This window comes from Steroidobacter flavus (genome assembly GCF_042651805.1).
Taxonomy (GTDB): Bacteria; Pseudomonadota; Gammaproteobacteria; order Steroidobacterales; family Steroidobacteraceae; genus Steroidobacter; species Steroidobacter flavus.
This window is the reverse complement of the sequence record NZ_JBHSDU010000015.1, coordinates 1,777,787-1,802,112: the sequence shown is the minus strand read 5'-3', so window position 1 is coordinate 1,802,112 and position 24,326 is coordinate 1,777,787. Positions and strand designations below refer to the sequence as shown.

The window sequence follows — 24,326 nt, the reverse complement described above, 5'->3', positions numbered from 1 at the left end:
AATTCGCATCGAGCGGAGCGCGCCCGCAAAGGTGCGGGGCGCGCCCTATGGGGGACGTTTAGAACGAAACCGTCGCTTCCACGCCCCACTGGCGTGGCTCGGAGATCGACGCGAACGGCGTGCCGAACGTATCGGCCGTGATTCTATTGATGCCAGTCACGTACTGATCGTCCAGCACGTTCGTCACGAATGCCGCGAGGCCGAACGTGTCGTTCGCGCTGGTCCAGGCGAGTCGCAGATCGACACGATTCGTGGCCTCGTTGACTTGGAACACTGACTGTAGCGCGCACGTGCCCTGTCGCTCGGAGTCTTGGTTACAACGCGACTTGCCGCGATAGGCGTAGCGACCGGACAGCTCCACATCGCCCGAGGCGCCCAGTGCCCAACCATAGCTCGCACCGAGCGAGGCGCTGAGGTACGGCTCACCGGTCGGCTCGCCAGAGAGATCGAGCGGATCCTCGCCTCGCGTCGTTTTGTCCTTGAAGGTTGCATCGATGAAGGCAAGGTTGGCGAACAGCCTGAGCTGATCGACCGGTCGCCACTGCGCGTCAACGTCGACACCCCACGCTTTCTCGTCGCTGGTATCGATCACGTACTGTGGGATGTCGGAGCCTTCAACGTCGGCGGCCAACGCGATCGCTTGTTTGTTGTTGTAGATGTAGTAGTACGCGGAGGCATTCAAAGTCACGCCCACATCCGGGAACACGCTCTTGATGCCGGTCTCGAAGTTCCACACGTCTTCGTTCTCGAACTCGGAGCCGACTTCGGTGCTGTTGTAACCGCCGGCCTTGTAGCCCTTCGCCAGCGAGCCGAACACCATCACGTTCGGTGTGACCTTGTAGTCGAGCACCAGACGCGGGCTCACGTCATCCCAGGAGTCTGTCTTGGTCAGGCCGCCGGGCGGTGTGTCCACCGCAAAGACGATGTCCGCGAAGCGAAGCCCCGCGGCCGTCTCGGGATCGAGGACTCCCGCCTGTTGAAGCCCCGCGACGATCTGGTCGAGCTCCGGCGTTTCATGCGGGCCGTTGATCCAGGTGAATTTTTTCTTGTCGTGCGTGTAACGCAGACCGAAGGTGAGATTGGTCTTGTCATTCATGTGCCAGATCACGTCGCCGAACGCCGCGTACGCTTCGAAGTCGCCGCGGTTGTACATGGCTTCTCGCCACGGCATGCCGAGCAGGGTGACGGGGACGCCGAACTGCTCGAGCACACTGCTCGTGTAGCCGTACAGCGAGGGGATGCCGAGCGGCTCGAAGATGCCGAGGTTCGCGCCCAACGTATCGATGCCGTCAGTGTAAGTGTGCGTGTCGCTGGTCTGTTTGGCCTTCTCCTTGTAGTAACTCACGCCGCCGACCCAGTCGATGGCCGAGGTTTTGCCGGAGAACTTGAACTCCTGATAGAAGCTTTCGTTGTCTTCTATGTTCGCCGTGTCGAAGTACGTGGCAATCATGTTCGTGCCGTCTTCGTCTTCGCGATTGACGGTGTCGAACTGGCGCCACGAGGTGCTGGAGCGGAAGTCGGCTGAGCCGAAGGAGTGATCGACGAACAGATTCACTTGATCGAGCTGGCGCGACTCCTCATTGCCGACCACGTCGTTGTAGATCGGCGCCTTGCGCGGATCGAGATAAGTGGCAGGATTGGCCGGGTAGGGGACGCCCGTCTGACCGGCCGTCACGGGGATGAGACCGATCGCGGGCCGCGCGAGTTGATCCAGATCGTCATGGTCCCAGGAGAGTGTCGCGCTGGTCGCGTCTGAAATCTTCCAACGTAGCGCCACTCGACCGGCCCAGTTTTCCTCGGGATTGAGGTCCTGGCCGGTGGCCGCATCTTTCAGCCAGCCATCGCTCTTGTTGTAAACGCCGTTCATGCGTAGCGCGAGGCTGTCGCCGATCGGTGTGTTCAACATGCCTTCGTAGTATTGCTTGCCATGCTCGCCGACGCGCACGCGCAGTCGCGAGTGGAACTCGTCTTGAGGCTGAGTCGTGACGATAGAGATCGCGCCGGCCGCACTATTGCGTCCGAACAGAGTGCCTTGTGGTCCCTTCAAGACTTCGATGTGATCGATGTCGTTGAACGCGAGCAACGATGCGCCGGAGCGCGCTGCATAGATGCCGTCGACATACACACCCACTGCTGGATCGGTACCGACGCCGAAATCGCTGGTCTGAATGCCGCGAATCTGATACTTCGGCTGCGTCGGGCTGCCATCCGAAACAACCAAGCCGGGCACAAAGCCATTCAGATCGCCCAGATTTTCCGCGGCGACGTCATCGATCAACGCGCTGTCCACAACCTGCATTGCTATGGGCACGTCTTGCAGCGACTGTGTGCGTCGCTGCGCGGTCACCAGAACTTCTTCGATGCCGCTGTCGGCGGTGTTCTGCGCCAGTGCGACTCCAGGAGTCGCGGCTGCGAATCCCGTCCCCGTCAGCACTGTGGCTACTGCATACGCGAGTCTTTTCTTGCTATTGCTCATGAGCCTTCTTCCTCTGGCCAGTCATGGATCAGGTCATTCTTAGTTCGTCACTTGCAGCATGTACTTCGCCACCGCCAGACGGGTCTCGGGATCGAGATAGTCCTGCGGCGGCATTTCAGGATAGTCGTCGCGTTTCTTGGTGGGCTTCGCGATGAAGTCGGCGAGACCCTGCGGGTTCTCCATGTAGAGCGCCTGGATCACTTGCACCGGCGGGCCGATCATGCGGCCGTTGTATGTATGGCAGCCGGTGCAGATGCCGAGATACACCACCTTGCCGCGTTCGCCCGGCTTGATCTCGCGCGGTGGCACGGGCGGCAGCAGATAATTCACTGTAGTCGCCGTGTTGGTGAAGTCACATTCGGCGAAGTCGCCCACGCCCGCCGTGACATATTGATGGCGGTTGATGATGCAGCTGCCCGGGCTGGGGCCGACGCGCACGATGTCGAGGTTCTTCGCGCCTACCTTGCCGTCGGCCAGCAGGAGTGCTTTCGCTTCCGTGATGGTGTCGTAGCCATTCCTGAGCATCACGTTGTCGAGGATCTTCACGCGATCCGAGTTCGGATCCGATTCCGGATCGGTGGTGATGTTTTGCGCGTGGGCGTGATCCGTGATGATGATGCCGGACACTTTGTTGTCGGAGATGACGTTGCCCTCGATGACCACATCGTCGGCCGCCATGATCAGAATGCCGGTGCCCGCGGGGATGCCGGACACCGTGGAGCCGGGCGCGCCGAAGTTCGCGTGGTTGTTTCCTACGACGAAGTTGTTACGGAAGATCACATCGACCGTGTCCTTGATCGGCAGACCCGGCGTGACGAACGCGAGCAGACCGCCCGAGTTGTTGTGCACGTAGTTGTGCTCGACGATGGCATGGCGGCTGTTCTCGATCTCGATGCCGGCGACGCTGTCGAACACGTCGTTGTTGGCGACCAGGATGTTGTCGCTCATGCCGATATAAATCGCCGCGTCGGCAATGCCCGAAACGACGTTGTGCTCGACGATGCCGTTCTTGCCGAGCTGAGGAAAGATGCCGTAGACGCCGGACTCCGCAATCACGTTGTTGCGGATCTCGAAGTTGTTGCCGGCCTGCCCCATGATGCCGTTGCCCTTGTAGTTGCGGATCTCGAGGTTCTCGGCGACGAAGTTGTTGCCCGAGTAGAGGATGGCGTCGTTGAGTTTTTTCTCGCCGTCGAGCACCGCGCGGCGGCCGGCGTCGATCACGCCAATGATGCGGATGTCGTCTTTATCGATGTACACCGTTTCGTGGTACGTGCCCGGCATCACGCGAATGATCGTTCCTTTCGGCGCGGCCTTGACCGCCGCCTGGATCGACTCGCCATCCTTGACGACCACGACGTTGGTCGGTGCCGGACCCGCGACCGATCTGATCGCGGCCGCCGGATTCGCGGCGCCTTCGCCCTCGGCCTTGAAACCGCCGCTATAGCTGGCGCCTTGCGTGGACGAACTGATCGTCAGGTCCTGCTTGCCGCTGCGGCCGAAAAACATACCGGCGCCGAAGGCCAGTGCGGCCACCAGCACGCCTACGAAGAGCCCCTTCTTCATCTTTTATTCCCCTTGCTTGGTGGGTGTCAGACCGGAGGGGACCCGCGCCGGTGGTTGCGGCAGGAAGGTCTCATCCGTCAGAGCGCCCAGAAAATCCACGATGCGATCGACTTCAGTATCTGTGAGCTTTGGATCCGAGATATGCCAGTGCAAATACAGGTGCATGTCCTTGGGCACCGCGTTGCCTCGGCCTTTGTTATAGAACTCCACGACGCCGCGGAGGTCGGCGAACGCGCCGGAATGTGAGTAAGGCGCGGTGCGCGCGATGTTACGAAGCGTGGGCACCTTGAATCCGCCCTTCAACTTCGGGGCGTGCAGGATGGCTTCTGCGCCCACATCGAACGAGCGACCGGCGGGTTCGGGCATGCCGATGACTGCGATCTGCTCGTTGGTGAATAGCGGCGGCGTGTGGCACTCGGAACAGCGCGCGACGAACGAGCGGAACACGTTCAAACCTTCGATCTCACGATCGGAGAGCGCGGCGTCGTAGCCGTGAACATAGCGATCGTAGCGACTGTTGAGAGACACCAGCGAGGTCTCGAACGCGGCGAGCGCTGTGAATATCTGCTGATCGGTGATCGGGCCGCGCTGACTCGGGAAGGCTTCCTGGAACAGACGACGATAAGTCGCGTTGTCGTTCAGGCTCTTGAGTAATCGGGTCGGCGTGTTGCCCATCTCATGGGGCGAGTAGAGGGGGCCGGTGGCCTGCGCTTCGAGAGAGTTGGCACGCGCATCCCAGAAGAAACGTTTCAGGAATGCAACGTTCCAGAGCGTCGGCGCTGCGCGGCCTGCGTCTTCGCCGTGGATGCCGATGGATCGTGGGCGTCCGTCGGACAGGCCGCGCGCGGGATCGTGGCAGCTTGCGCAGGACAGGGTGCCGTCGCCCGACAGCACCGGATCGAAAAAAAGATAACGGCCGAGGTCGATCTGATACGGCGTGAAGCCGTCGCGATGGGGCGGCAGCGAGGTGCGTGTGCCGCCGAGGCCGCGATTTTCGAGCGAGTCGTAGAACTGATAGAGCGTGCGCAGCTCGCACACGCCCGCCGTTGTTTTCTCGAAGCCCGGCGGGCACGTCGTCTTGAGCGTGAAATCGGTCGGTGCCGGCCCGGTTGCGCCAGCGGTCCCTATGGCCGCGATGAGCAACACGAGCGCGCGGATCATTTCGGGCGGCCCTGCCGATGAATGAACGCGATGATGTCGTCGAGATCCCGCTCATTCGGCAGTGTCTTGGCCATCATGGCCATTTGCCGACCGGGTGTGTCTTGCGGGTCCGTGCCTCGCACTCCGTCGCGGAAGTGCGCGAACTGCCGCTTCATATAAGAAGCATCTAGGCCGGTGAGCCGCGGTGCCTTCAGCGTCGGATTGCCTTCGGCCGTGACGCCATGGCAAGCGCCGCACTTACCTTGGTATTGATTGTTGCCGTTACGTAAGTCGCCGGCTGCGGATTTTGCATTGATAGTTTTCGGAAGGCTCGCGACATAGCTCGCGATCTTCGTCACCGCCGCGTCGTCGGCGATCATCGCTGTCGCCGAGGCCTGCATCTGCGCTCCGATCGCATCGGATTTGTCGACGCCGCGTCGGCGATTGCGAAAGTTGCGCAACTGTCGCTCAACATACGCCGCGTCCTGGCCGGCAATGGCGGGCGCATTGAGCGTCGCGTTGCCTTCGCCCTTGCTGCCGTGACAGGCAACACACGGTGCAAACAGTTTGTCGCCTTCATTCGAGGCAAAAGAACAAGCGCCGTACGTCAGCAACAACGTGCCGAACGTGAATGCGATTGCTCGCATGCGGCGGCCTGGCGATCCCGCCCGCTTGTTTGATGACCGCATCACCGTCGCCTCCCCGGAAACGACAGCTGCCGATCGTGCTTGGCTGGTGAGCATCGAGAGAAAGATGCTTTGTATTGCTATTGCGATGCGTTGATACCCGACCTAAGAAAGGAATGCAATCGGGGTACAGATGAGAGCTCGAAGTGCGCAGAGTGGAACTGTCGGACAGTCCGGCTGTATCGAACATCAGCACGCATCATCGTATACAGGGGCGATTTCGACCGAGCATTCGCTGTATCGGTCAGGACGGAGAAAGAATCCCTATCGTAGAAATATTGTCTATTCAGGACAAATCGCCCTAAACTGTCCCGCCGTTCCGGCTGACGGGGGATATCGGTGCTTTCAGTAACGAGAACACGAGGCGGCCTCGCGCGCCTCTGGGTGCTGGCCTTTGCCGCTTTTTTTGCCAGCGCGCCGCTGGTCTGTAACGCCGAAGGCAGCAGTGCGATGGCTTTGCCGGCCGATGCGCGAATCGGCGACTACATCGGGCGCGACGTGATGATTCCGATGCGCGACGGGATTCGGCTGCATGCGCAGATCTGGCGGCCGGCCAGCGCGAGCGCCAATCAGAAGCTCCCGATGCTCATGCAACGCTCGCCCTACGGCTTCACGCTCGAGCGACTTCAGCAATCGTTCGAGAATGAATACAAGGAGCTGGCGGCCGAAGGATTCATCTTCGTGCTCCAGGACATTCGCGGCCGCTTCGGCTCCGAAGGCGAGTTCGTGATGTTGCGCCCGAAGGCGACCTCGTCGAAGCAGATTGACGAGTCCACCGATACCTACGACAGCATCGAGTGGCTGACCAAATCGCTACCGGATAACAACGGCAATGTCGGCGTGTTCGGCATTTCCTACGGCGGCTGGACCGCCGCGATGGCCACGATCAATCCGCATCCCGCACTCAAAGCGGTTTCTGTACAAGCCTCGCCGGAGGACATGTTCCTCGGCGATGATTTTCACCACAACGGTGCGTTCCGTTTGCAATATGGGTGGGAGTACAGCGCCGCGCTGGAAACGGACGGTCGCACGTTGAATCCCTTCGACTTCGGCGGCAAGGATGTTTATGACTGGTACCTGCAGCAGCAGAGCGAGCTGGCGAAGCAGGATCAGCTTCATCTGAAGCGCCCGCTGCCGACCTGGCAGAACTTCGCCACGCATCCGAATTACGACGGCTTCTGGAAAGAGCAAGTCACGACGACGCGCTTGTCCGCCAAAGTCAGCGTGCCCAACCTCATCGTGGCGGGTTGGTGGGATCAAGAAGACTTCTACGGTCCGCTGAAGATTTATGAGCATCAGGAGAAGGGCGATGCTCAAGGTCGTAACTTCATCGTGATCGGCCCCTGGAATCACGGCGGCTGGGCGCGGGGCGATGGAAAAACCTATGGCCCCATCGAGCTCGGCAGCGCCACCTCGGTGTTCTTCCGGAGCGAAGTCGAGACGCGCTGGTTTCGTCATTGGCTGAAGAACGAGGGCACGCTTGATCAAGCGGAGGCGCTGGTATTCCAGACGGGCAGCAATCAATGGCAGCGTTATAAAGCGTGGCCGCCGCGCGAGGGTGTGAGTCGTCGCAACTTGTATCTTCGCGAAGGCGGCAAACTGTCGTTCACGCCGGCGAAGAGTGGCGAGCCCGCGAGCTTCGTTTCGGATCCCGCCTCGCCCGTTCCTTATCGCGAGCGACCGATCGCGCCGTTGTTCTCGAAGGAATCGACCTGGCCGGAATGGCTGGCCGACGATCAAGCGCCGTTCTCGCGCCGCTCGGATGTGCTGTCCTGGAGCACCGAGCCGCTGACAGAAGATGTGACCATCGTCGGTGACGTGGCGGCCAAGCTCTTCGCCAGCACCACCGGCAGCGACGCGGATTGGGTGGTGAAGCTGATCGATATCTATCCAGCCGATGAAGCGTTGCCGCCGGCGATGCGCGGTCGCCAGCTCATGATCGCGAACGACGTCTACCGGGCGCGCTTCCGTTCCAGCTACGAGAAGCCTCAGGCGGTTCCGGCCAATCAGGTGGTCGGCTACGAGATCGACCTGCACTCGGCATCGCATGTGTTCAAGAAAGGACATCGGATTGCCGTGCAGGTGCAGAGCAGCTGGTTCCCGCTGATCGATCGCAATCCACAGCAGTTCGTCGCCAACATCTTCGAGGCGAAGCCGGCGGATTACGTGGCCCAGACTCACAAGGTGTATCAGGCCGGGAAGTATCCTTCCGCGATTTCGTTGGGGGTGGAGCGTCCGGGCAAGCTTCCGTAGCGATCGCTCAGGCGCGACTGGAGGGAAGGAAGCGAATCGCGAGCAACAACACTGCGATCGACGCCGGTAGCCAATAGAGATCGGTCGGTGTCGGCTGGCGTCGCGCGTAGCGCCGATCGCGGACGGAATCGCTCAACGACGCGGGTCCAGTCAAGTGTGCGTAGCTGAAGCCGAGCTGGTTCGCGAGCGCTTGCAGATGCGGCTCGCGGACTGCGGACAGATGTTCGATGGGAGGGGCGGTGGTGTTGCCGAAGGCGCTCGGCTGCACGACTTCGTCGGCGTTCCAGTAGCCCTGGCGATGTCCTTCCTCGTCGATTCTCGGAATCGGGCTGGGCGCGTAAGCGCCTATGCCGATGAGCCAGCCGTGAATCAGTTGCTTCGGCAGGTCTTCGAGAAGTCGCGGCGGATAGGCGGGATCGAGCGGCGGCGCTTCCTGGCCATCGGTGATGAAAACGACGTCGGGACGCGGACTCGTTTCCTGGGCCGACAGCACCGACCAATACACACCCTTGGTGATCTCGCTCGCATTGGACCAGCGCATGCGGCCGTCGATCTGATCGAGCGAGGCGATCAAGTCGTTGTAGTACGCGCATACCTCGACGGGCGAGAGCAGCGGTATCGTCCGATATCCTGTGAACGCGGCCCAGCCGACGCGTGAGCCGCAAGGCAGGTCTCGCAACATCTGACGAGCCGCTTCGTGTGCAAAGACAAGGCGACTGACTGGATTGCCGTCGAGCCGGTAATCCTCGACGTTCATGCTCTGACTGATGTCGAAGACCAGCAGGTAATCGTAGGTATCGCGCGGCAGCTCAACGCGTGGCATGACGAGTGCGACCAACAACAGCACCAACGCGAGCACGATGGAGCGCGAGTCCTTATCTATCGCCAGGCGCAGGGATCTCATGGCAGGTCGATCCTCGCGCCTTGCAGAGTGCTCGTGCTCTGTTCTTTCTTCGGCGGCTCTTCCTTCTCTTCGATCTCCTGCTCGAATTCCGGCGCCAGCAGCAACGCACGCGAAAGATTGTAGCGGGCATCCCAATCGGCCGGCTCGTTACGCAATACGTCTCGATACCGCTGTTTCGCCAGCTCGATGAGCGGCAACGATCTGAACGCTTGTTCCGCGCCGTTTTCGAGCGCGTCACGCATATATAAGTTGCCCAGGTTGTAGCGCGCGGCCTGACTCAGATCGCGGCGGTCGCCTTCGATCAGCAACTTGTACTCTTTAACGGCCACTTCTGATTCACCGGCGCGGGCAAGCGCCTGCGCGCGTGCAAAGCGGGCTTCCGGCACGGTTGCGTCGAACGCCGAGACGCGCGCACTCGTGATCGCCGCGTTGGTGCGTTTGATCTGATCGAGGTGCACAGCGTGATAGACGATCAGGCCTGCACACACGAGTGCGGCTAGAGCAAACATGCAATGAACGAAGGATCGCTTCACGGCAAGCTCCGCAACAGCATGGACCGATACATCAACAGCATCGCGCACGAAAACGCAGCGATGGCGAGAAAAACGCGGCTGTAGTCCTGACGTGGAATCTGTTCCATGAAGTCGAGCGGCAGGTTCTGTTGTCGTTCGACATCGGCGACGGCTCTGGACAGGCTCTCGGGATCTTCCGCCTGATACACCCGATAGGGCGTTTTCAACGTCTGGAAGAAACGGTGCAGGGCCATCTCGGGGGCATTCTCCCAACGCGGATCGTTGGTATCGAGCGTCGGGCTGTTATAGGAGCGCAGATAGATCCAGTAGAGCGCGATCCGATTGCGCGCCAGGCCGATGCGGATACGCTTCATCATTTCGTCATCCATGTTCGCGCCGCCGTCCGACACCAACAGCATGATTCGACTGCCCGAGTAAGCACGTTGATCGAACTGGGCAATGGCCGCGATGAGTGCGCGACCGACGTCGGTGTCGGCGAGGCCGCGGCCGATGCCGCCTGCCGCGATGCCTGCTTGCATGACCGGATCGTGCTGAGTGAAAGGCACGACACTCAGCGGCCGATTGCTGAAATACATCAGCGAGAAGCGATCGTCGGGACGCCGCGCGACGAACTGTGACAACAGCTCGCGCGCGACCTTGGCTTTTTGCTGGCCGCGCCCGAGGTGATACAGCAGCAGGCTCGGATCGATCTCTCGCCAGTTCGCGGGCAGCATCCGATCGTCCATGCTCCGACTCCGATCGAGAAGCACCAGGATTTCGGCCCCTTTGCCGGTCCGCTGAACCTGTGTTTGCGGACGCCCCGGCTGCGCCAGCGCGACGATGCTGCTCCCCAGGGCGAGCACCGCAAACAGAGGCCAGAGCCACCCGATGATTCGGCCGATCCGATCCGGCGGCAGCCAGGCGATGGAGGGAAAGGTGAGCGTGTCGCGTCGCCTGCGTAACAGTGGCAGCAGCGCGAGCGGCAGGAGAATCAGCAGCCACGGGTGCTCGAAGGCGAGTGTGCTGCTCATGGCGCCTGCCGCCGTTCGATTCGTCGCAGCTCCTGACAGAGCGCACGCACGGACACGAGATTGCTCGGCGGTCCGGCGCCGAAGAATCGTTCGTTGGATTGAGCGAAGAAACGTTCGATTTCCGCGCGCTGCGGTTGTAGATGCGGGGCATGCTCGAACAACGTGGGCAATGTTTCTATTTGCAGCACGCGGCCGGCGGTCTGGTCGAAGGCGCGATGAACGGCTTGCCAGGCCTCCGGCGCCGTCTCGTCGAGATGACGCAAATCGTGCAGGGCTCGAGCGAACGGTCGGTTGTGACTGTCCCGCCAGTTGCGCCACTGAAACCAGGCCAGCCACACGACCAATGTAATGCCCAACGCGATCGACCAGAGAACGACGCTGGCGCGTGAAGGCGCGGTGTCGATGGTCGATACGTTGCGATCCGGTCGGAGCTCGGCGCCGGAGGCATTCGAAATCAGGGGAGCGATGCTGATCGGCGTGGCGGGAATCTTGAGCTGCGCGCCGTGCGTCTTGTCTTTGATCTCCCAAGCCGGCAACTGGACAGTGGCCAGCTCCGGCGGCGCGTTGATCAGCTGATAATCGATGACGAGCCAGCGATGCCCGTCCGAAGTCTTTTCGATTCGTGGCGGTCGGCGCTCGAACCAGATGCTCACTCGCTGTCCCGGCGGGAGCGCGGCCGGTTCGAAATTCAACAACACGCGCTGAGTCACCAGATCCCCAACGACGTACCCGAACGGCCGCGGCTGGTCGACGACCGCCGGCGACGAACGCGCACCTGCGCGGACCGGCGAGGGCTCTTGCGCGGCAACTGCATCTGTCGCGCAGGCTGTGCATGCCATCAACAACGCGATCCGAAACATGTCGGTGCCGCGGCTCATGCCGTGGCCTCGAAGAAATAATGCGACAGCGCCTCGTTGTCGAACTCGCCGCTGACATAGAAAGGACGAATGCCACGAGCACTAAATAGCGAATTCAACTCAGTGCGTCGTCGCTCCACGGCCTCATGCCAGCGCGTGCGCATGCTCGGTCGCAACCATACGGTGCTTCGACGACCGGACTCCACATCTCGCAACGGCATCAGCCCGTCGCGTTTCGGCGGCTGTATTTCGGCAGGATCCCAGATGACGAGCGGCACGATGTAGGAGTGTGCGAGCAGATCGAGCACGCCATCCAATCGATCCAGCGGCCAATGAAAATCGGAAGCGAGGAAGATCAAGCCGTGACGTCCGGCGAGATACAACGCGGCTTCCTCCAAGCCCTCGCCACTTCCCGCCGTACCTTCGCAATCAGTCAACATCGAAGCCATCACTTCGCCGACGCCTCGACTCAATAGCGCTGGCACGAACAGATCGCGGCGCTCATGAGCATCGAATGCGAGCATGCCGAGCGCATCGCCGACACGGAACGCGCTTTGTCCGAGCGCGGTCACGAAATCCGCCACGACCTGCAGCTTCGATTTGGGCGCACCGAAGCTCATCGAGGTGGAAACATCGGCGATGAGATGGACCGGCACGCTGACCCGCTGACGATTGACTCGAACCAGCCAGTCGCCGCGAACTTCGCGCAGGCTGGCGCGAAGATCCAGCCGGCGTGGATCCGGTCGGTCGTACAGGCTCACGTGCGAGACGAATTCCTGGCCGGCACCGAGGCTCGAGCCGGGATGCGAGCCAGGTCGCCAGCCCCCGGATCGGCGCGGCAATCTGTAGTGAAACTCGCGTGAAGTGCTCATCGTCAGCGCGGCGTCGGGACGTGTTCCAGAATTTGTTCGATGAGCGCCGGCGCAAGCTGCGTACGACGCAACTCATAGACCGGTGTAAAGAACACTCGATGGCCGAGCGTCCATGGGGCCACGGCATGAATATCTGCGGGCGTAATGTGAGTTCGGCCTGCGAGCCATGCGACGACTCGTGCGGCGCGCGTCAGAGACATCATGCCGCGCGGGCTGACACCGGCCAGAATCAGCTTCGACAGATCCACGCCGTCCAGGCGCACGCCAAAGCGCTCCGGATTCTGGCTCGCATCCCACAAATCCAGTACGTAACGTTCCAGCACTTCGCTTGCATGGATACTGCGCTGGATGCCTGCGCCGATCTCATTCAATTCTTGCCACGGCAGAATGGCGGGGGCGACTCGTTCGATCAGTCGATCGACATCGTGAAATTCAGGATCGAACACCAGTGCGCGGCGTATGTCCGGCTCGACGGGCGTCGGCATCCGCAGCTCGAACATGAAACGATCGCGAGCCGCGGACGCGAGCTCGAAGGTTTCTTCCTTCTCGACCCGGTTGCGGTCGGCGAACACGATCATGTGAGGAAACCGATACTCGCGATTGAAGGCCGACACGGTGCGCTCGGCCATCGCCCGGAGCAGCAACGATTGCACCTGCGGGCGGGCGCGGTTGATCTCGTTGAAAAAGAAGGTCGCCAGCCGCTCGCCGTGCCGGAGCAGGGGGCCGGGCTCGATTCTCGGCTTGCCTTCGGCGTCGACGTACGTGTGATAGATGAGGTCGCCGGGCATCAGATCGACGGTGCCTTCGACGCGCTCGAAGTCTCCGCCGATGGCGCGAGAGAACGCGCGCAGAATGGTCGTCTTGCCGACGCCGACATCGCCTTCGAGCAGCACGTGCCCGCGAGCGAACAGCGCCACGTTGATCAGCCGGATGGTGTCGCGCTGGCCGATGATGGCCTTGCCGACTTCCTGCTCGACCTGTAACGCTCGATCCCGCCAGTCCTGCAGCTGTTCGTCGGAAGCCATCGGACCCTCGCTAACGAGACTCTACCGACCTGCGACACTGTGCCGGATCGTAGCACGCCGCTTCGTGAGCGGCGTGCCCGGGAATCTTGTTAGAAGTTGCGCGACACGCCGATGAGAATCGAGGCGCTGCCGTTGCTGTCCGGCTCCAGGAACGGGCTGTCCTTGATCTCGTCGGGCAGCACGCTGTATTTGAGAAAGGCGAACGCCGACCAGTTCCTGCCGAAGGAACGCATGACATTGACGCCGACGTGAGGAATGGTCGCCGCGTCGGGCTTGTAGTCGATAGCGCCACGCGCGACTTCTTTATCCAGCGTTCCATAGTAGTAGTTGGCCGTGTCGTCGGACAGCCAGGTCACGCCGACGTTGGGCGTGACCATCGTCTGGCCCCAATGCAGCGGGTAACCATATTGCAGCGAGAATTGCTGGCCGCCGCTTTTGTCGGTGACGTCCGTTAGCAGCTCGAGTTCGATCTCGCCCGCCATGCCGCTCCATTTGGCGGTGACGCCGGCATCGAGACTGTCATCGCGATCTTCGAGCAGACGATAGTCGAGGCCATTCGCGGCGAGCTGCTGCCGGCTGAGATCCTTGATGTCGAAGCCATCGAATTTGAATTGGGCGATGGCCGCGAATTCGAAAGCATCGGTACGAACGAATTGCCAGCCCGCGCGGATACCCTGGAAGAAGAATTTCTCTCCCTGGTAGCTGATGAGCGGCACCGGCATGACCCGCGTGCCTTCGCCGGCATAAGGGCTGTCCGATGCAACGGCGCCCACGCCCAATCCCCAACGCGAGGGCGGACCCGGCGGCCCGTCGGAAGGAGCCTCCTCCGCGGCAGCGGTTTGCGCCAGCAGGGCGAGCAACAGGAGTTTTTTCATGGCGACCGATCCTCATTCTGTGGGGGAGGCCACAGAATGAAGAGGCGATGTCGCGGAAATGTCGGGCGTCAGCGCGCGTCGGTTTCGATCAACAAGCTCGCGCTCACGTTCAGCCGGGCGCGCGTGCCGCTTGACGCAGGCGTTTCTATCGACAGGTGCCAACCGAATCGATCGCAGATCCGACTGATCAGGAACATGCCGAGGCCTTGTCCCGGGATGGGCATGGCCGCCCGCAGACTGTCGCGGTAACGCCGCGCGGCTTCGACGGGATCGAACCCTTTGCCGGAGTCGGCGATACAAATGACGCCCTCCCGGATCGACACCTCGATACAACCTTCAGACGTGTTCTCGACGGCGTTACGCAGCAGATTGCCGACCGCAATTCGAACCATGACTTCGGGCGCCTCGATGACGGTGGGCTCGAGATCGGTCACTTTCAGGCGCACGGGCTTGTCCGCCAATAGATATTCATGATCCGTGACTAACTTCGGCAGCAGGATGTGGACCGCAGTCAGTTCCTGTGGACCGGCAAAGGGCGTTGTCTCCCGAGCGAGATACAAGAGAGCGACCATGATCTCGGAAAGTGCCTCGACTGTTGTTCGAATGCGCTCCAGTGCGGGCCGCGCGGTGGCCGGCAGCCCCTGCATTCGTAGCACATCGACCGCGCCGGCGATCACCGCGATCGGCGTTCTGAACTCGTGGCTGGCTTGATTGAGCAGGCTGCGCTCACGCTCGATGAATTTCTCCACGCGCTCCAGGTGCGCGTTGCTGGCACGCGCGATGATCTGGATCTCTTCTTGGGCGTATGCGGTCGGCAGGCGCTGACCTTTGATCGCGGGATCGATGGCCTGCATACGAAACGCCAGATCCCTGACGGGCCGCACCAGGTTGGCATGCAGCCAGCCGATCAACGCCGCGATCATTGCAATGAAGGTAACGCCCCAGAGCGCGGTTATCCTCGCATCCCAATTCTGCTGCGTCTCGAGGGCGTCGATATCGATGTAGGTAACGAGCCTTCCCGCGTCCAGCGGTGTAATCAGCGCGTGGAACGTTTCATCGAAATCGTCCAGATCCGTCCATCCCTCCGAGGAGTAATAGCCGGGAGGCAGCGGCTCCAGAAACTCCGGCATGCCAGGCGTGGGCGCATCGTCGTGTATCAACCAGGCGTGCAGAATGCCGGCATTCGGCAACGGCGCGCTCGGATTCAATGCGCGCTGCTCGGTATAGGTCTGGGTTATCGACTCGAGCAGGTCGCGCCAGATGCGATGTTCGATGAGCGCCTGGCTGCGATACGTTTGCAGGGCCAGCGCGGCGGCGGCCAGCAAGCCGAAGGCGATCAAGCCGACGCTGATCCACCAGTGCAGGCTTCGGTTGTTGCTGTTCTTCATTGATCGGCGTCCAGGTCGCACAGGCGATAGCCGACGCCGGAGATGGTGTGCAACAGCTTGGGCTCGGAGCCTTGATCGATCGCCCGACGCAGCACATACATATGCGACCGTAACAGGTCGATCTCCGGCGTCTCATCTCCCCAGGCCACCTGTTGCAGGCGTTCGCGGGTGACGACCTTGGGGCTCTCCCGCATCAATAGTTCCAGCAGCGCTCGACTGGTTTTTGACAGCTGCGCCTGTCGACTACCGCGCGTGACTTCCAGCGTCTTGAGATTGAACGACAGGTCGGCGACGGTGAGGGCATGATCCGGCGCGACGGATTGTCGAAGGCGCGCCACGAGCGAGCGCAACCGAACTTCGAGCTCCGGTAACGCCACCGGCTTCACCAGGTAGTCATCCACGCCCGATTCGAAGCCATCGAGCTTGTCGGCCAGTTGATCGCGCGCGGTCAGCATGATGACCGGCACTTTCTTCTTCTCATCGACCCGCAATCGGCGCAGCACCGTCAAGCCGTCCATTCGCGGCAGGTTCCAATCGAGCACGATGGCGTCGTAGTCCTGGGTCGCCGCCAGGTTCAGTCCGGACACGCCGTCGGGCGCGGCGTCGAGCGAATGGCCGCAGGCTTCCAGATAGTCGTAGATGTTGGCGGCCAGTTGCGCGTTGTCTTCGATGATGAGGATCGACAGGGAGGTCTTGTTCACTCTGCCTCCAGGGCAGACGGCACGGCCAATAGGATCAGCATGCGATGTCGTGCAAATGTCGGCAAGAGTGGTCTGCCGGCGGCGACATTTCCACGACACGCGCCGGCCAGCATGGCCCGCATGAGTCGAAGCGCTTCCAAGCAAAGATCCGTGACCGGGCTGGCGTTCGCACTGTTGATCGCCGGATGCGCATCGACCTCGCAGCGACCTGCACGCGATCTTGGTCATAACGTGCCGGATGAATGGCACGCGCAGCTGCCCCATCACGGCGAACTATCCGATCTGAGCGTCTGGTGGTCGCAGTTCAACGATCCGTTGCTGTTGCGGTTGATCGAGGCCGGGCAACGAGTCAGTCCCACACTCGCGGAAGCAACGGCTCGTGTCGGCGACGCGCGGGCAAATCGAACTGCGCAACGCGCTCAGCTCCTGCCCTTGCTGGATGCCGGTAGCAATGGAAGCAGGGCGAGATCCGACCTGGTTCAGCCCGTAGCCACGACCTCGTCGGCCACGGTGAATGTGAGTTGGGAGCTCGATCTGTTCGGTGCGAATCGTGCGGGCGCCGGCGCGGCGCAAGCGAGCCTGGAGTCCAGTCAGGCCCGGTGGCATGAGGCGCGAATCCTGGTCGCCGCGGAGATCGCGAAGACGTACACCGAGCTGCGACTCTGTGAAGCGCTCATCGACCAGGCCGAGCGTGAGGTCGACTCGTATGAGCAGACCGCACACGTCGTCAGTCTGCTGGCGAGAGCGGGCTTCGAGACGAATGCCGCTGCGGATCAGGCTGGGGCCGGTGCGGCTCAAAGTCGATCCGGGCTGATTGAGCAGCGAGCTAGTTGCGATCTGTTGGTGAAATCATTGGTCTCGCTGACGAGTGAAGACGAGACGCTGCTACGTCGGGATCTTCAGGTAGGCGAAGCGACCTTGCCGACGCCGGTCGAGCTCACTGTGGCTGCAGTTCCGGCAGATGCTCTCGCGCAGCGTCCGGATATATTCGCGGCAGCCCGCGATGTGGAGATGGCCAGCGCCGAGGCGGATCGAGCCGAAGCGCAGCGCTGGCCACGAATTACTTTGCAGGGAAGCATCGGTAACTTGCGGATGGAGAGCGGCGGTGTCACGACGGACGGCCGCGTTTGGAGCGTGGGTCCCGTGGCAGTGACGATGCCGTTGTTCGATGGTGGAGCGCGCAAGGCGAATGCTACCGCTGCTCACACGCGTTACGAGGCCAGCACCGTTGTCTACGCAGCCAGGCTGCGTGAAGCGATACGTGAAGTTGAGAGCGCCCTCGTGCTGTTGGAGAGCGCGGCGAGCCGTGACAATAACGTGGCTATCGCCGCCAAAGGGTTTGCAAGCTCGTACGCCGCCGTCGACCAAAGATACAAGAACGGCGGCGCCAGTCTCTTCGAACTGGAAGAGGCCCGCCGCAACTTGATTGCCGCGGAACGTGCCGTCGTTTCGCTCCACCGGGATCGCATCGTTGCCTGGATCGATTTGTATCGGGCCGTGGGCGGCGGTTGGTCGCCGGATGCGATTCAAACGTCTCTGAAGGTTGATCGACCATGAAGCTACTGTCCAGGCCCGTGCTCATCGTCAGCGTCGTTGCCGCGATGGCCTTGAGTATCTTGCTGGCAAGTGCGAGTGGCGACGGGATAGAGCAGGCCGCCGTGACCAATCCAGCACTCACGGTGACAGCGATCAGTCCTCAGCAGTCATCGCTGCCGATTCGCATCTCGGCCACAGGAAACATTGCCGCCTGGGAAGAGGCGAGTATCGGCGCCGAAGCGGAGGGGCTGCGGCTCACCGAAGTGAAGGTGAACGTTGGCGACCGGGTGAAGCGTGGCGAAGTGTTGGCGACGTTCGCAGCCGAGACTGTGATCGCCGAGCTCGCGGAGGCCCGGGCCGTGGCGGAAGAGGCGGCGGCGACACTGACCGAGGCGCAGGCAAATGCTCAGCGCGCCCGTGTGTTGGATGCCACCGGCGCAATGTCGGTGCAACAGATCAATCAATACGTCACTGCCGAGCGCGCCGCACGCGCGAAGCTGGAGGCGGCCAAAGCCATCGAGCAGCGGCATCGGTTGAGATTGGCCCAGACTCAGGTCCTGGCGCCGGACGATGGTCTCGTGTCATCGCGGACTGCGACGGTCGGTGCCGTGCTGCCCGCGGGACAGGAGTTGTTTCGCCTGATCCGCAAAGGACGATTGGAATGGCGTGCGGAAGTCGCGAGCGCCGACCTGATGAAGCTGTCGCCGGGACAGAAAGTCTATGTCACAACCGCGGGCGATCGGGTGATCGAAGGCCGGCTGAGAGTCGTTGCGCCAGCCATCGACACGCAGACTCGCAACGGGTTGGTTTATGTAGACCTGCCTGTGACGAGTGCAGAGCAGGTGCGCGCAGGCATGTTTGTTCGCGGCTACTTTGAAACGGGCGCCGACACCGCGTTGACCTTGCCACAGAGTGCGGTGCTGCTGCGTGATGGTTTTAGCTATGTCTTGCGGATCAGCCCGGAATCCAAGGTTATCCAGACCAAAGTGTCCGTGGGTCGGCGAGCCGGCGATCGGATCGAGATCACGGGCGGGCTCGATCCTTCCGAGCGGGTCGTCGAATCCGGCGGCAGCTTTCTGAGCGACGGCGATCTGGTCCGTGAAGAACCGTCCGGCGTCGCCATCTGAGCAGGACCGACCCATGAGTTTCAATGTTTCTTCGTGGGCGATCCGGAATCCGACCGCCACCGTCCTGTTGTTCGTCCTGATGACCTTCGTGGGCCTGCTGGGATTTCAGGCCATGAAGGTGCAGAACTTCCCGGACATCGAGCTGCCTCAGGTCACGGTGACGGCGCAGCTGCCGGGCGCGTCGCCATCGCAGCTCGAGAATGACGTCGTGCGCAAGATCGAGAATGCCTTGGCCACCACACAAGGCATCAAGCACATCGAGAGCTCGCTCACCGACGGCTCCGCCAGTATCACCGTCGATTTCCGCATCGAGAAGCCGCTGCAAGAGGCGTTGGACGATGTGCGCGATGCCGTGTCCCGCATTCGCGCCGATCTTCCGGCCGCTCTGCGCGATCCTGTCATCAAGAAAATCGAGTTGGCCGGCGCTCCGATTCTGACCTACACCGTGGCCTCATCGAGAATGGATGAGGAGGCGCTGTCCTGGTTTGTCGATAATCAGATCAGTAAACGTTTGCTTGCAGTCCCAGGCGTGGGCGCGGTGTCGCGAGTCGGCGGCGTGATGCGGGAGGTGCGCGTCGATTTGGATCCCGTGCGCCTGCTGGCGCTCAACGCGACGGCGGCCGACATTTCCCGGCAGCTGAGAGAGTCGCAGCAGGAAGCGTCGGGTGGGCGTGTCGACTTCGGCGGTACCGAGCAATCGGTGCGGACGATTGCAACGGTTGCCACGGCGCAAGAGATCGCGCAGATGGAGCTTTCGCTCAGCGACGGCCGCCGGTTGCGACTGGATCAGGTGGCAACTGTTTCCGACACAATTGCGGAGCCGAGGTCTCGCGCGCTGTTGAATGGCGAACCGGTCGTCGGATTCGAGATCACGCGCTCACGAGGCGCCGGTGAGATCGAAGTGGCTGGCGGCGTACGTGCGGCGCTCGAAGAAATAAAACAGAGCAATGCGGAAATAGCGATCACGGAGAGCTTCAACTCCGTCGATCCTGTCGTGGAGAACTACGAAGGCTCGATGATGTTGCTCTACGAAGGCGCGGCGTTGGCTATCGTCGTCGTGTTCCTTTTCCTGCGGGACTGGCGCGCCACGGTCATCGCGGCGGTTGCTTTGCCGCTCTCGGCCATTCCGACGTTCGCCGTCATGCATCTCATGGGCTTTACGGCCAACACCGTATCGCTGCTGGCGCTGTCGTTGGTGATCGGCGTGCTGGTCGACGATGCCATCGTCGAGATCGAGAACATCGAGCGTCATCTGCTGATGGGCAAGTCTCCCTATCAGGCTTCGATGGAAGCGGCGGATGAGATCGGCCTCGCGGTCGTCGCGACGACGTTCACATTGATCGCGGTGTTCCTGCCCACCTCACTCATGGGCGGCATCGTCGGCAAATACTTCGTCCAGTTCGGCTGGACTGCGGCCATTGCGGTGTTCTTCTCGCTTGTTGTTGCCCGAATGCTTACGCCCATGATGGCGGCGTATCTGCTCAAGGCGACAACGTCGCACGCCAGCGCAGAGCCGCGATGGATCGCTCAGTATCTCTCCCTGGTGCAACTCTGCCTGCGACATCGGTTCGTGACGATGCTCATCGTTGCTTTGTTCTTCGGCGGCGGGTTGGTGCTGGCGACGCAGCTGCCGGAGGAGTTCATTCCGCAGGACGATGGCCCGCAGACACAGGTCACGCTGTCGCTTCCGCCGGGTAGCAGGCTCGCGGACACGACGGCGATGGCGGAGCGGGCGAGGGCCATTTTGCAGCGGAACGAACATGTGAAGATGGTGTACACGGCCATCGGCGGAGGCAGCGCGGGCAGCGATCCAACGGACTCGGAAAGTGCGCCGGCCGCCAGTGTCACGACGGCGGTGCTGACGATCAATCTCACTCATCGCAATGAACGCCGCGGCTTGCAAAGACAAGCGATAGAGTCCGAGTTCCGTCGATTGCTCGCGGTACTGCCTGGCGTGCGCATCAAGGTGGGAATGGGCGAATCGGGCGAGAACTTCATGTTGGTCATGGCGGCAGAAGACAGTCAGCGCCTGGCACAGTACGCGGCGCAAGTGGAGCGCGAGCTACGAACGATTCCCGGCGTTGGCGCGGTGATCTCATCGGCCAGTCTGGTTCGACCGGAACTGGTGATTCGTCCCGATTTCGCTCGCGCTGCCGACCTTGGTGTAACGTCAGCGGCAATCGCCGAGACTCTGCGAGTGGCTACGTTGGGGGATTACGACCAGGACCTTGCGAAGCTCAACCTGAGTGAGCGACAAGTTCCCGTGGTCGTGAGGCTCACAGATGCGGCACGCGAGGACTTGGAAACATTGCGACGGCTGCCTGTGCCGGGCGCGCGTGGACCGGTTCCGCTCGAGAGCGTGGCTTCGCTACAGATGGAAAGCGGGCCGTCGCAGATCACGCGATATGACCGCATGCGCAATGTCACTTTCGAAGTCGAGCTCAACGGCCGCGCTTTAGGTGACGTCGAGGACGCGGCGCTCGCGCTTCCAAGCCTGAAAAATCCGCCACGAGGAATCGTCCTCACATCGGCGGGAGATGCCGAGGCAATGGCAGAGCTGGCGGTCGGCTTCGCATTGGCCATGCTGACGGGCGTGCTGTGCATTTATATGGTGCTGGTGCTCCTGCTGAAGGACTTCGCGCAACCGGTCACCGTGCTGGCCGCGCTGGTGCTGTCTGTTCCCGGCGCATTCCTCGCCCTGTTCCTGACCGGATCGGGACTGTCGATGCCGGCGATGATCGGGTTGCTGATGCTGATGGGCATCGTCACCAAGAATTCCATTCTGCTGCTCGACTACATCGTCATCGCGCGCCGGGATCACCAGCTGGACCGTTGGGAGGCGATCGTCGACGCCTGCCGCAAGCGCGCCCGCCCCATCGTCATGACGACGATCGCGATGGGCGCGGGCATGTTGCCCATCGCATTGGGGTTGGGCGCCGATCCAAGCTTTCGCTCGCCCATGGCCGTCGTCGTGATCGGCGGATTGATCACGTCGACGGCCCTGAGCCTGCTGGCGATCCCGGTGGTCTACAGTTATCTCGACGATGCAGTCACCTGGGGCATGTCGATGGTCGCGACGGCGCGTGCGACCGCGCCTTCACGACATTCCCTGAACGCAAGCTCGACGCGAGCTGGCATCAGGTCATAAGCCACGTGACGTCGCGGGTCGCCGCCGCACACGCGGTAAGCCGCGTCTTTGATCCGGACGAGCAGGATCTGGGCGTCCTGCTCTCGAGTGAGGTCGAGATCGGCGAACGTGACGTTCTCGCTCAGCAGCTGCCGGGTCGTTCCCGGTCGCGGTTCGGCCTGTGCGGGCTGGAAAGCGAGGCATGCGAGCGCGATTCCTGCCGGAATCGCGGCTCGGAGGGTTTCGAAAGTGAATTTCATGATCGGGGCTCCTTGAGGACACGGGTTCGGTTCGGACCCAGTGTCGGAAACCCTCGTTAGAAAAGAGTGAGCCTCGCCGTGAAAGAAGCGTGAGGATCGGCGCGGCGCTTTCAGAGGAAGGGATTGGAGAACTTCGGATCGGTCAGAAAATGATTGTCGGTGAAACTGCGCAGCAAGGCTTCGAGCGCATCTTTGTCTTGCTCGCTCAGGTTCATACGGCGAGGGGCAAAGGTCACATCGCGCAGGATGCCATCCAGATTCCTGCTGTCCTTGACGCCGTGATCGTAGTGCTCGATGACCTCGCGCAATGTCGCGAATCGTCCGTCGTGCATGTACGGGGCGCTGACCGCGACGTTCTTGAGCGAGGCTGCCCGGAATACGCCGATAGAACCGTCGCGCCGGAGCGCCAGATCCATGGTGCCCGGGTCGAGCGGCACCTCGTCGATGCCGTTGTTGGCCCACCAATTGTTGATCTGCCGATTGATCTCGTGACAGAGCGTGCAATTGCCGACGTTCTGAAAGATCTCCAGCCCGCGTAGCTCCTGGGCGGTCATGACCGCCGACGGGTCGGGTGTATCGCCGTACTCCATGGGATTGACCGCGGCATCGATCGTTGCTTGATAGGAAATCAACGATTGCAGGAACTGGGCGAGCGCCCTGGCAATCCGCTCACTGGTGATGTCCGCCGAGCCAAACGCCGCTGTGAACAGCGGTGGATAGAACGACGTCGTCCGTAACTTCGCTTCCACGACTTGCAGCGGGCTGCCGAGCTCCTCGGGATTTTGCAGCGCTGTGAGCACGACCTCTTGCAGCGTGTGAGCCCGCATGTCGCTGAACCAGTTCCGGCTGTTATTAAAACGTACATTGGTCAGTGCCATGCTGCTGCGCCTGAGCGGTATACCCAGCGCACCGGTATCGAATCGCTGGGTACCGGCAAAGCCGCGGGCCTGGGAATGGCACGAACCGCAGGCGTGCGTGTTGGTGATCGAGAGTCGCTTGTCGTAGAAGAGCACGCGACCCAGCGTGGCGCCCGCATCGGATGTGATGTTATCGGGCGGTGACGTATCGTGAAGGGCCAGCGTCGGCGACTGCGGATACGGCTTGAACATCGAAGGCAAGGGCAGCGCCTCGTCTCGATACACGTAACCGGGATCGGGCATCGTCGGCACACCGGGCTCCGGCGCGGGAGCGGCGATCAGGAATACGTCGCGCGCTTCGCCATCGTACGCATCTCTTGCGATCACTGTGACTTCCACCAGCCCGACCGCGTCGAGTCCGCCAAACACGCGTGTACCCGCGATGCTCAGCGCGCTCGAAGCGCCGCGCAGCTGTATTTCATACGTCAGCGGGTCGCCGTCCGGATCTCTGAAGGCGGAGCCGCCGCGAGTGCCCTCGAGATCGACTTGACCGCCGACCGCAATCAAGCGGTCTTCATTGGCGTTGGTCACCGTCGGAGCGCTGTTCGGCAGGACGCGAATAACGAACTGATGGCTGGTGCTCAAGCCGTGCCTGTCGGTCGCCGTAATCGTTACATACACCCCTTCCAACTCTTCGGGCGCGCCGAAGATGCGTGTGCCCTGGATGCTCAGTCCTCGAGGCGGATTCGGATCGTTATAAGGGTTGTAGACGTGACCCAGCTTGATGTCATAGGTGAGCGCGTCTCCATCCGGATCGCTGAAGGTGCGGCCCCCTTGTGAGGCGTCGTAGCTGAACGCATGTCGATGGATGGCGATTTGCGTGGGATTCTCCAACGCGACCACCGGCGCGCGGTTCGATGTTCCAGTGGGAGGATTCGACGGCGGGTTAGAGGCCTGCGTATTGGAATTGCCCGAGCCGCCACCGCCGCCGCAGGCTGCAAGCAACAGCAACGACGCCAATCCAACATAACGCGCCAGCATGTGAGTTCCGTTTCCCCGCCGTCATTTTTACAACCAGATTAATGACAAAGCGGCCGCGACTCAACGACGGCTGTTCCTGGACTGCGACAGTTTGT

General features: G+C 61.7%; 19 protein-coding genes. 4 read left to right on the top strand and 15 right to left on the bottom strand.

Features of this window, described 5'->3' with window-relative positions; all coding sequences use genetic code 11:
* Positions 1 to 58: 58 nt before the first annotated feature.
* The 4 genes from ACFPN2_RS34935 to ACFPN2_RS34920 are packed head-to-tail and all read right to left on the bottom strand — an operon-like array spanning position 59 to position 5,826.
* Entirely contained in the window at positions 59 to 2,476 is a 2,418-nt protein-coding gene (locus tag ACFPN2_RS34935; RefSeq protein WP_380605395.1) for a TonB-dependent receptor, read from the bottom strand.
* 39 nt (positions 2,477 to 2,515) lie between these two features.
* The gene (locus tag ACFPN2_RS34930) at positions 2,516 to 4,039 is read right to left on the bottom strand and encodes a parallel beta-helix domain-containing protein (protein ID WP_380605393.1); all 1,524 of its coding nucleotides are present in this window, start codon (positions 4,037 to 4,039) and stop codon (positions 2,516 to 2,518) included.
* Positions 4,040 to 4,042: 3 nt separating this feature from the next.
* On the bottom strand, positions 4,043 to 5,200 hold the full coding sequence (locus ACFPN2_RS34925; RefSeq protein WP_380605391.1) for a cytochrome-c peroxidase: 1,158 nt from the start codon (positions 5,198 to 5,200) through the stop codon (positions 4,043 to 4,045).
* A complete protein-coding gene (locus tag ACFPN2_RS34920; RefSeq protein ID WP_380605389.1) occupies positions 5,197 to 5,826 on the bottom strand; it encodes a c-type cytochrome in 630 nt (209 codons plus the stop codon). The genes ACFPN2_RS34925 and ACFPN2_RS34920 overlap by 4 nt, the downstream gene beginning before the upstream one ends.
* A 378-nt stretch (positions 5,827 to 6,204) precedes the next feature.
* Here ACFPN2_RS34920 and ACFPN2_RS34915 point away from each other — a divergent pair, with 378 nt between their 5' ends.
* A complete protein-coding gene (locus ACFPN2_RS34915; protein ID WP_380605387.1) occupies positions 6,205 to 8,118 on the top strand; it encodes a CocE/NonD family hydrolase in 1,914 nt (637 codons plus the stop codon).
* A gap of 7 nt (positions 8,119 to 8,125) precedes the next feature.
* On the opposite strand, the gene ACFPN2_RS34910 is transcribed toward ACFPN2_RS34915, so the two are convergent.
* From ACFPN2_RS34910 to ACFPN2_RS34870, 9 genes are all read right to left on the bottom strand, one after another.
* Positions 8,126 to 9,022: a vWA domain-containing protein gene (locus ACFPN2_RS34910; RefSeq protein WP_380605385.1), complete on the bottom strand. Its 897-nt coding sequence runs from the start codon at positions 9,020 to 9,022 to the stop codon at positions 8,126 to 8,128.
* On the bottom strand, positions 9,019 to 9,555 hold the full coding sequence (locus ACFPN2_RS34905; protein WP_380605383.1) for an MxaK protein: 537 nt from the start codon (positions 9,553 to 9,555) through the stop codon (positions 9,019 to 9,021). The genes ACFPN2_RS34910 and ACFPN2_RS34905 overlap by 4 nt, the downstream gene beginning before the upstream one ends.
* A complete protein-coding gene (locus ACFPN2_RS34900; protein WP_380605382.1) occupies positions 9,552 to 10,565 on the bottom strand; it encodes a vWA domain-containing protein in 1,014 nt (337 codons plus the stop codon). The genes ACFPN2_RS34905 and ACFPN2_RS34900 overlap by 4 nt, the downstream gene beginning before the upstream one ends.
* Positions 10,562 to 11,443, bottom strand: a complete 882-nt coding sequence (locus ACFPN2_RS34895; RefSeq protein WP_380605381.1) for a hypothetical protein — start codon at positions 11,441 to 11,443, stop codon at positions 10,562 to 10,564. The genes ACFPN2_RS34900 and ACFPN2_RS34895 overlap by 4 nt, the downstream gene beginning before the upstream one ends.
* Entirely contained in the window at positions 11,440 to 12,294 is an 855-nt protein-coding gene (locus ACFPN2_RS34890; protein ID WP_380605380.1) for a DUF58 domain-containing protein, read from the bottom strand. The genes ACFPN2_RS34895 and ACFPN2_RS34890 overlap by 4 nt, the downstream gene beginning before the upstream one ends.
* 2 nt (positions 12,295 to 12,296) lie before the next feature.
* On the bottom strand, positions 12,297 to 13,319 hold the full coding sequence (locus ACFPN2_RS34885) for an AAA family ATPase (RefSeq protein ID WP_380605379.1): 1,023 nt from the start codon (positions 13,317 to 13,319) through the stop codon (positions 12,297 to 12,299).
* 89 nt (positions 13,320 to 13,408) lie between these two features.
* On the bottom strand, positions 13,409 to 14,194 hold the full coding sequence (locus ACFPN2_RS34880; RefSeq protein ID WP_380605377.1) for a MipA/OmpV family protein: 786 nt from the start codon (positions 14,192 to 14,194) through the stop codon (positions 13,409 to 13,411).
* A gap of 68 nt (positions 14,195 to 14,262) precedes the next feature.
* Entirely contained in the window at positions 14,263 to 15,582 is a 1,320-nt protein-coding gene (locus ACFPN2_RS34875; RefSeq protein WP_380605375.1) for a sensor histidine kinase, read from the bottom strand.
* Positions 15,579 to 16,283 (bottom strand): response regulator transcription factor, encoded by a 705-nt coding sequence (locus tag ACFPN2_RS34870; RefSeq protein WP_380605373.1) that lies wholly within the window; start codon positions 16,281 to 16,283, stop codon positions 15,579 to 15,581. Before ACFPN2_RS34870 ends, ACFPN2_RS34875 begins: the two co-directional genes overlap by 4 nt.
* A 120-nt stretch (positions 16,284 to 16,403) precedes the next feature.
* Between ACFPN2_RS34870 and ACFPN2_RS34865 the strand changes: the two genes are divergently transcribed.
* The 3 genes from ACFPN2_RS34865 to ACFPN2_RS34855 are packed head-to-tail and all read left to right on the top strand — an operon-like array spanning position 16,404 to position 22,094.
* The gene (locus ACFPN2_RS34865; RefSeq protein WP_380605371.1) at positions 16,404 to 17,840 is read left to right on the top strand and encodes an efflux transporter outer membrane subunit; all 1,437 of its coding nucleotides are present in this window, start codon (positions 16,404 to 16,406) and stop codon (positions 17,838 to 17,840) included.
* Positions 17,837 to 18,946 (top strand): efflux RND transporter periplasmic adaptor subunit, encoded by a 1,110-nt coding sequence (locus ACFPN2_RS34860; protein ID WP_380605369.1) that lies wholly within the window; start codon positions 17,837 to 17,839, stop codon positions 18,944 to 18,946. Before ACFPN2_RS34865 ends, ACFPN2_RS34860 begins: the two co-directional genes overlap by 4 nt.
* A 13-nt stretch (positions 18,947 to 18,959) precedes the next feature.
* Positions 18,960 to 22,094, top strand: a complete 3,135-nt coding sequence (locus ACFPN2_RS34855) for an efflux RND transporter permease subunit (protein WP_380605367.1) — start codon at positions 18,960 to 18,962, stop codon at positions 22,092 to 22,094.
* Here ACFPN2_RS34855 and ACFPN2_RS34850 read toward each other — a convergent pair.
* Positions 21,980 to 22,333, bottom strand: a complete 354-nt coding sequence (locus ACFPN2_RS34850; protein WP_380605365.1) for a UrcA family protein — start codon at positions 22,331 to 22,333, stop codon at positions 21,980 to 21,982. The two genes, ACFPN2_RS34855 and ACFPN2_RS34850, sit on opposite strands and share 115 nt — an antisense overlap.
* Positions 22,334 to 22,443: 110 nt before the next feature.
* Entirely contained in the window at positions 22,444 to 24,231 is a 1,788-nt protein-coding gene (locus ACFPN2_RS34845) for a cytochrome c peroxidase (RefSeq protein ID WP_380605363.1), read from the bottom strand.
* Positions 24,232 to 24,326: the final 95 nt, after the last annotated feature.